We start from the raw sequence: 8,768 nt of genomic DNA, 5'->3' as shown, positions 1-8,768 counted from the left end.
GCACAAATCGAGCTGTCGCCCGGAGTTTTGTTTCGTCGAAGTCGACGTTGCTCAGCAGTAGCGGCTCACGTGCGTTAACCTTCCCGGCGCCGCATCAGGAGGGGTTTCAGAAGTTGATTCAGCAGCGCCAGTCTCGATACGAGCGCCGAGGCGCGAGGGCCGAATGGCCACAGTCTTCGTCGCGTATCGATCATGGCGTTATCCGGTTACCGGTGGTGGCCAACTGCGCCTTAAGCATCGAGTGCGGCGCCCGGTCGCAGGACCCGAGCAGAAAGACCCGATGGCCGAAGAAGTGGCTCGCGAACAGGAGGGCGGCCCAAGCCCGCACGCCATCGAGTTTGGCATGGCGATGCCCCAGCACGACTGGGCCCATCCTGCCCATCATCAGCCAGGCAAGCAGCGCGCCCGGCAGCAGGACGGAGAAGTCGTCCGTCGGGTCGATGAAGCATTCGTGAGGAACTGGTTTCATACATTTCCGTTCGCAAATCGGTATAAATCAGGATGCGAGAAATAGTGAGCGATTCAATCCGGCTTCGCGCTCGTTTTTCGCTTCACGACATTCAAGTATTTTCCTTTCAAACTTTCCGTTTTGATCGAGTTTCCCTGTTGCGTGAATCGATGCCAGGCAATGTCGCTATGGCGCCACGGCGTCGATTTTCGCTGGTCGGTGCCGTATGATGAGACACCTTCGCTGCCGTAGACTTCGAGGCCCGTAATTTTTGCGAGCCGATAAGCGAAGGTATCCTCGATCGGTCCGGTCCATGTGGACTGACCGACATGCGTACCTTCTTTGCCGCCCGCGGTTCTGCACCCTGCCAAGACAATCGTCGCGGCCTCATCGAACACGATCTTCTTGTCGTTGATCATTTTTTCCAGGTCCGATAGTTTGGCCCCACGCTTGGCGTCGAACGTGGCACCGGGGGGCGGCTTGTCGGTGTATAGGCCGCTGCCAGGTCCTTCACCGCCAGGTCCCCAGGGAGTGCCATGGTGCAGGATCACGAGTTCCTTGATCGTCCCAGCGTTCTGGAGTGCCTCGAGTAACGCTTTGCCGGAATCGACTTTCACGACATCATAGCCTTCGGCTTTCAGCGCCTTCTCAGACGCCAAAAACTCATTTTGCGACTTATGATAAGCACTCCACGCCTTCTCGTTTGCTTTGTATTCTTTCAAATCGGAATCGTATTTCTTTTTCGCTGCTTCATACGTTTTCATCCCTTCCGAGAATTCTTTCTCGGCTTTACTCTTATCTTTTTCGTATTTCGCCTTTTCTTTATCTGAAGCATTCTTTCCGGGATCTTTGATCTTCGCCTTTTGAGGTTTTACGGGCTCCTTGGGTTTGGCGAGTTCCTTTCCCGCCGGCTTGGATTCATTGTGGATGACGATGGCGAGTTTTTTGCCGCTCTGGCCGTCAGGATCGACGAAGCCCGTCGGATTATCGAAGCAATATAGGTAGAGGTTGAGACCTTCCTCCTCGCCTGCCGGATCGCAGGCCGTCCATCGCCCGAGCCACGGCGCGTAGTACCTCGCCCCGTGGTAATACAACCCGCTCTCCTCATCCCGCTCCTTCCCCGTATACCGATACCGCTTCGCCGTCTCCGTCTGGTTGCGCACCGCCTGATAAGTCGAGCTGCCGTAGGGCGCGTATTCCTCGTAAGAGATGATCTGCGCCTGCTCGTCCAGTTCCACGTAACTCGACCCAAGGTGATTGCCGAACTGGTAGCGGGTGAGTTGTCGTGGCGCCTGGTCGTCGCCCGCCGTGTCGAGCGTGCGCGTCTCCACCAAGGCAATGCGCTGCTTGTCGTCCATCACGTGCAGCGTCGTGCGCTCCAGCGCGGCGGTGTTGGTACCGATGGCACCGCCGTGCCTGCGGAAGATCTCGAAGCCGCCGAGGTAGATGCGCTCTTCGGTGAGACCCGGCGCCTTCTCCCACACCTTGCGCACGCGCTGGCCTGAGGCGTCATGCACGTAGTAGGCCGTGCCGCCACCGCCCAGATTGGCCTGCCGCAACTGGTCCTTGTAGTCCCAGTGCATATTCGGCCCAGGCAGGCCGCCGCCCAGGTGCGGCATGCGCAGCATGTTGCCGTGGGCATCGTGCATATAACTTTCCGGCTGCGGCGTGTTGCCTGCCGGGTTCAGCGTCGTGCGGGTCAGGCGGTTGCCGGCCTTGAGCAGGGCACCACCGTTACCGTCTTCGATCAGGCTTGGATCAAGGTAGTCGTAGGCGCGCGTCCAGCCCGCATTTGCCGGACCACCGCCGCGGTGCTGCATCTGCAGGAAGTTGCCGACGGCGTCGTACACGTAGCGCTCGATGTACGTACCCATGGCGTTGCCGTCGTTGGGGGCGAAGCGCCCGGCCGCGTCGGCACTTGCCAGGCCCACGCGCCCGGCGTCATTGTGCGAATGGGCGATGGGGGTGCCGCCCCGGCCCAGGTGCTCGCGGCCCGTGGCCTGGATCAGCCGGTATAGGGCGTCATAGACGTAGTCGTTGCTCGGCTCGACGCGCTTGTTCCTGAAGTAAATCGTCTGCTGCGCGTCGTCCTGGATATGGGTGATGTTGCCGGCCGGGTCGTAGGTGTAGTGCAGCTTCTGCACCTGCTTGCCCGGCCAGCCGGCAACGGGCGGCCGCGGATCGTCGCCGGGGAAGTCCGCCGCCTTGCGCTTGGTCAGCAGTTGATCAAGTCGGAAGGTGAGCGGGTCGTAGCCATAGAAAGTGCTGGTGCCGTTCTTGTAGTCGATGCGCAGGCGCTGGCCTTTGGCGTCGTAGTCGATGTTGGCGACGCCGACCGGCGACGGGGCTTCGCTGGCGGTGTCCAGCAGTTCGACGGGTTCTGCCGCGCGCTCCAGCCACACGTCCACCCGTTCCAGCAGATTGGCCTCGTTGAACACCGGCTGGATGACGTTGAACTGGCCGCGTCCCAGGCTGCTGTGCGGCGGGACGGACTGGACCGGGCGGTCGAGTGCGTCGTAGCGGGTGCTGCCCTCGAAGCATTCGTCGTCCAGCTTGGGATTCAGCCGCCAGTCGGGGATGGCGATGTAATCGCTGACCAATTGCCGCGTGCTGCGCAGCAGGTTGCCCTTGAAGTCGAAAGCCTTGATCGGGTTGCCATTGACATCGAGCCGCGCGTTGATTGCCACTCCCGAGGAATCGGAGTGCCGATAGATGCGGGTGCGCAGGTTGAGCACTTCGGCGTTCGGCAGTGTCTCGCCGTACTCGATCTTCTCGACCAGGATGTCGAGGTTGAGCGTGCGCGGGTCGGACTCGCTGGTCGTGCCGCGCACGGTTTGCTCTGTCGGGCGGCGCAGCGCGTCGTAGCGGGTGGTGAAGCCATGGCCGCGGCTGTCCCAGGCGCGGATGGGTTTGCCGGCCACGTCGTTGAGCATCCAGCGTGCACCGGCCTCCATGCTGAGCTGGTGGATGCGGTTGCCCAGCATGTCGTAGGCGTAGCGCATGACGATGCGGCCGAGCGCGTCGCCGGCCTGCTGGATGGCATCGCGCACGGCGCGCCGGTTGCCTTCGATGTCGAGCTCGATGCGGGTGGCGAAACTTTCTTCGCTGCCATCGAGGTCGTGGCCGGGGCAAACGACGCGGTTGCGCGCCACGGTCAGGAAGGGGCGACCCAGGACATCGAAATGGGCGGTGGCAGGTGTGTCGGCATGCGCTTCGGCGCGCAAGGCGGCGTTGCGTTCGTCCACGCCCATGGCACCGCCAATTCGCTGCGCGCGCCAGGTCTGCCAGGTGGCCGGTTGGGTCCTGAAGTATTCGGCGACGTAGCCACCAATGTCAGCGTCGGTGCGCGGGTCGCCGGTCTGCACGTTGCGCGGCGCGCACGTGTCGTTGACGTCGTAGGTGGTCTGCTGCCACGGGTCGAACACCACCTTCTCATAGGTGTGGTTCGGGTGCAGCGTGGCGACGACGCGCTCGGCCGGGTCGTAGAACAGCACCGGGCTGACGCCGATGCTGACCGCGAACTCGAAGCGGTGGGTGTCGGTGAAGAAGGGCTCGAACTGGCGAACCGGCTTGCCCTTGTTGTTGAAAACCGTCCAGCCACTGCCGGCCCAGCGCGGGCTCACGTCATTCGGTGTCGTCACGGGCTGACCATCCGCGCCGATGACGATCCTGCCGGTAGCGTCACGCCGGGGCACCGGACCGGGTTCGGCCTGGATCTTCTTCTGGATCTCGCGACCGAAACCGTCGGAGTACGAAAAGCTGAGCTGGATCTTCAGGCCCTGCGGCGGCAGCGGTGCGCTGACATGCGTTTCGCGGGCGAGCGTGGCGGCGCAGGCCGGCTGCCACTTATCCGGATTGTTGGGGTTGGCCTGGCGAGTACGGCGAAAGCGGTCCAGGTCGTAGACGATGCGCGTGGTCGCATCTTTCAGCAGCCCCACGGCGGCGGCATGCGGATCGTCCGCATCGAAGAAGCCGTCGAGCTGAGCTTGCGTGAGGTTTGCAACGAAGCCGGCGAGCGTGTCGCCTTCCACCGGCGCGGGCGCCGGTTTGCCCATGACCGCGGTGCCCACCACCATGCCCAGCGTATCGAACGCGACGTCGGTCCGGTTCCCGTTCGGGTCGCTGACCAGACACGGCTGCAGGACGCGATAGTCGTTGGCGTGGACGGTCACGCGGTTGCCAAGGGCATCGCGGGTCTCCGTCATCAGCAGGTCGTGGGCGTCGAAGTCGACGAAGGCGTGCTGGCCGAACGGGTCGCGGTAGCGGCGCGACAAGAAGAAGTGGTCCCGGGCCTGCGCCAGTTCGGTAGAGGCGCTGTCGGCGGGATTCGCGCTGTAGAAGGCTTGCCCCGACGGCACCCACCAGTGATCATCCGCATCGCTCGACGGGAAGCGGCCATCCGCCTTGAGAATCCGGCTTCGCAGGTAGCCGCCCCGGTTGCCGGCCTGGCCACCCAGCACCGCCTCGGGATCTGGAAGCAGAGGCTCGTCGGCCTGCCCCTGGCGTGGGCGCTGGAAGACCTGGTCGAGCAAGCCGTCAGTGACGGCAAGCTTGTAGCTTTCGCCGGGCAAAGCGCGCGGTTGCAGCTCACCAAGCGGCAGGAGGCCGCCGAGGTCGTCGCGCCGATAAAGCGTGCGTCGCGCTTCGATGGGGCGACGGCGCTGGCGCCCGGCGGCAGTGGCCTCGTAACCGACTTCCGGGGCGGTGAACTTGTGACGCAGGCGGCCGGGAGCGGCGGGATCGGGCTCGACGAAATCGGAGGCCCGGTAGCGACCGGCCGCGCCGGTGGCCGTGTAGCCCGTCAGCTCGAAAGTAATCGCCTCGCAGGTCAGCGGATTGCGATGGGCATCGGACGATCCGATGGCGTTGGTGACGCGGTTCTCCGTGTAGGTGAGCAGCGCCGTTGTCTGGCGGTCGCGATCCCATTGCGTCCACGGCGGCGAGATCCGGCGCCCGTAGCCGATTGCGGCCTGCTTGAGTACGTTGCCGAAGTCATCGACTTCCAGGGTCAGCGCGTGCTGGATGCGCGGATCTGCTGGATTGCGCTCGTAGTGATAACTCAGCGCCTCGTTCACATGGCTGAAAAAGACCGCGTGGAGGTTCAAGCCGCGTTTCTGCAGGGCGCGGATGGTGAAGTTCTGCTCGGTGACGGTATAGGGCGTGCGGGCGCGCCGGATCTGTTGCGGCGTCGCGCCTGGGTGATCCGCGTCGTCGGCATAGACCTCCTGGCGCAGCATGGAGCCTTTGAGGGCACGGCAAGCCTCGCGCTCTTCGTCCGGCGTCAGGTCCACTGGGACAGTGGAGTCATCGAGCAAGAGCGGCCGCGCGGCTTCGACGGTCAGTCCGGGCTCACGGAAATATTCGCTTTCGAAGTGGCGCGAGCGGCGTTCCCGACCGAGGTAGACGCCAGTATGGAACCAGGTCTTGGTGTGCACGGGCGGCACATGCGATGCAGCGGCGACATTATCCGCCAGGACGCTGCCGTCGGCGACGGCCGCGAACTGTTCCGTGTCCCATTGCTCCACCATGCCGAAGCCGCGGAACTCGCGCTCCTCGCCGTCGAAATAGCCATGGTGGTAGGCGTAGCGAGTGGCGAAGTGGTTACGGCTGATGTGGTCGTAGGTTTCCACGCGCTCGACCACGTGCACCGGGAAGGGCAGCCGGGTGATCCACGGTTTGCCGTCGCGCTTGTCCTGCAGGTAGAACTTGGTCGAGGGGGCGTAAGCGACGCGCGTTTCCGTGCCAAGGTTGTTGACGGTCCTGACCAGCAAATGGGCCTTGAGGCCACCCATCAGGTTGACATAGCGCATCGGCCGTCGCGCATCGCCCGGCAACGGGGAGGACCAGACCAGGCTGGCGGTGCCGTTGCCGAGCAGGTCGGTCGGGACGATGCTTGCGAGGTCATCGATGCGTGGAAACACCTTCAGCGTGTGCGGCTGGCTCCAGCCGTTGCCGGACTGGTTGAAGTACAGGCGCACGCCGTCGCGGTGGAGATAGATGATGTCGGTGGTACCGCTGCCGTCGATGTCGGCCAGGTGGATACGCGCGTGGTCGAACTGGTCCGGGTTGTCGAACCAGGGCGCGTTGTCCATCGTGACCTTGGCGCCGAAACGGCCATAGCCCAGGTTGGGCCAGTAGCAGGCTTCGCCGTTGCGAATGCGGCAGATGTCGGTAAGGCCGTCGCCGGAGAGGTCGGCCAGGTAGATGGACTGGGTGCCGTCGGAGAAGACGATGCGCGGGCCTCTTTCCTCGTCCAGTTCCTGTGCGACGCGGCGGGCGGGGCCGAAGCCGTCGTCGGCGAGTGACGCATGCCAGACGAAGGCGTCGTCCTCGGTGATGAGCACGTCGGCGCGGCCATCGCCGTCCAGATCGACGAACTTGAGGTTCGGGTCGCGCAGGTCGAGGTTCAGGCGCGAGGTGAACGGGCGGAAGGGCTGCCAGCCCTCTGCGTCGTCATGCTCGTACAAGCCGGGGACGGGACCGTCCGTGATAACGACGTCGGGCTGACCGTCGCCCGCGAGGTCCATGAAGTCCGCCCCGCTGCTCAGGGCCACATTGGGCTTGAGCACGACGTTTTCGAGCGGCGCGAACGCTGCCGTGCTGGTCAGCGGGCTCAGGTTGCGCTTGTAAAACCAGGCATCGGCCTGCTCGGTGAGGATGCCGGGAATACCTTCGCCGTGCAGATCAGTCCATCGGTAAGCGTTGCCGCTTACGCCAATGGGGAGATTTTCGAGACTCGACGGATCGACTTCCTCGACGGTCTCCTGCACGGTGGGCTTGCTGTATTCGAACTGTACCGGCGGCAGGCTGCGACTGTCGTAGCTGCCATTGTCGCGGCGGTAGCCGGTCTGCGCGACGGCTTCCAGAAACGTGTAGACGGGATTGAGGGCATCGGTGGGGTTGACTTCGTCCGAGTAAGTGAAGTCGGTCGAGCGCACGAGGCAATTCCGCTCGACGCCGACTTCGCCTGGAAAATGGTGGAACATCAGGACGCGCTGGCAGAGCCGATAGGTACGAACCTCAAACCCTGCGCGGCAGGACGAGAACGGATCCGGTCGTGAGGGCCAATGCTCTGCATCGTGAGGGGCCGGCGCATTGGCGTCGTGTTCGCCGTAGTCGAAGACAACCTCGAAGTGCCACGCATCGCTGCCGTCAGGCACGCCGGCATCCGGAGGTTCCGGCCAGGCCGCGTCGGCCTTCAATTCCGGAAAGTAGGGCGAGCGATTGCCGTAACGAATGCGCTTCAGATAACGCTGCGCTGAACGGGACTGATGCGTGCGGTTACGTTCGTGGGCCTTGGGCAGGTTGGTCCCGGCCGAATCCTCGAAAACTTTTGCCGAGTCCTCCGCCTTGTAGCCGTAGACGACGACGTTGCCCTTGTCATCGTGACTTTGGCAGATCAGCCAACTGAAGATGCGGCGTGGGTCCGCAGGATCCGCAATACGGCTATCGGCCGTCTTCCCGTACCAAGCGGTGATGTTGTCATGAGTGATGGAGCGCCAGAACACATCGGTCGCGTCGGTCGTGTTCGTCCATCGCTCGATGTGCGCAAACAGGCCCTCGATGCGCGGTCGGTAGCGACGGATGCGGAAGATCCGGCCATTTACCGTTCTGGGTGGAAGCGCTTCTCGCACCCATTTGCCGCTGGCATCCTGCACAAGGACAGGCACCAGGTCTTCCGCGCCAGAAACGATGAAAACGTCCGAATCGACAGCGTCGCAATACTGCGGTAATCCCTTGTCGGTCTTGCGCGTGACCGACGGCAGGGAAAGGCTCCAGCCGAAGCCGAACGGGCCATTCCCGGCGCCGGAGTCGTAAGAGAGTGAGAGTTGAGGCCCGAAACCGGAACGGCCTGGGCTGGTGGCGATCGGCACCGACATCGATCCCGTGCCGGTCACCGGATTGGCGGCGAATTTCTCGCCAATACCGCGAATGGCACCGCCGCCTTTGGGAAGCGTCAGTGCAGGCGTGCTGACACCGGTTGGGGGGGCCGCCGCATGCTCGTCGTCTTCACGTCCTCGCTGAAGATTGGCCAAGGTCCCCACCTTTTCAGTCGTCTACGTTCTTGTGGCTCCAAGGCCATCGACTTCAACGATACGTGCGCCTTAGTTATGTCCTTTCAAATGTAAATGTGCAACGGAAAGTGTCCGAGGAATGTTGTCCATTTATAGTCGAGGAATACCGCTTCTAGCAAGGAGCTGGCACGCGCAATCCGGGGGAGAAATCGCGACATGAAAGATTTACCTGTCTGTCATGATTTTTCGTTCCGCCGCATTATCGCTGGCTCAGGCCCCGACCGTTCCACTGATCCGACTGTCCG

2 protein-coding genes are annotated in these 8,768 nt (G+C 63.2%); both read right to left on the bottom strand.

The annotated features are described in order from the left end of the window. Nucleotides 1–190: 190 nt before the first annotated feature. A complete protein-coding gene (locus DIE23_RS12560) occupies nt 191–469 on the bottom strand; it encodes a hypothetical protein (RefSeq protein WP_124612407.1) in 279 nt (92 codons plus the stop codon). 53 nt (nt 470–522) lie between these two features. After that, nucleotides 523–8,484, bottom strand: coding sequence for a SpvB/TcaC N-terminal domain-containing protein (locus DIE23_RS12555; protein WP_124612406.1), 7,962 nt, complete (start codon nt 8,482–8,484; stop codon nt 523–525). Nucleotides 8,485–8,768 lie beyond the last annotated feature (284 nt).

The sequence above is a fragment of the Burkholderia sp. Bp9143 genome (genome assembly GCF_003853645.1).
GTDB lineage: Bacteria > Pseudomonadota > Gammaproteobacteria > Burkholderiales > Burkholderiaceae > Burkholderia.
This window is presented reverse-complemented; position numbering and strand designations above follow the sequence as displayed.

Coding starts and splice junctions, on each gene's coding strand:
- DIE23_RS12560 (WP_124612407.1), bottom strand. CDS start 469: ATGAAACCAGTTCCTCACGAATGCTTCATCGACCCGACGGACGACTTC.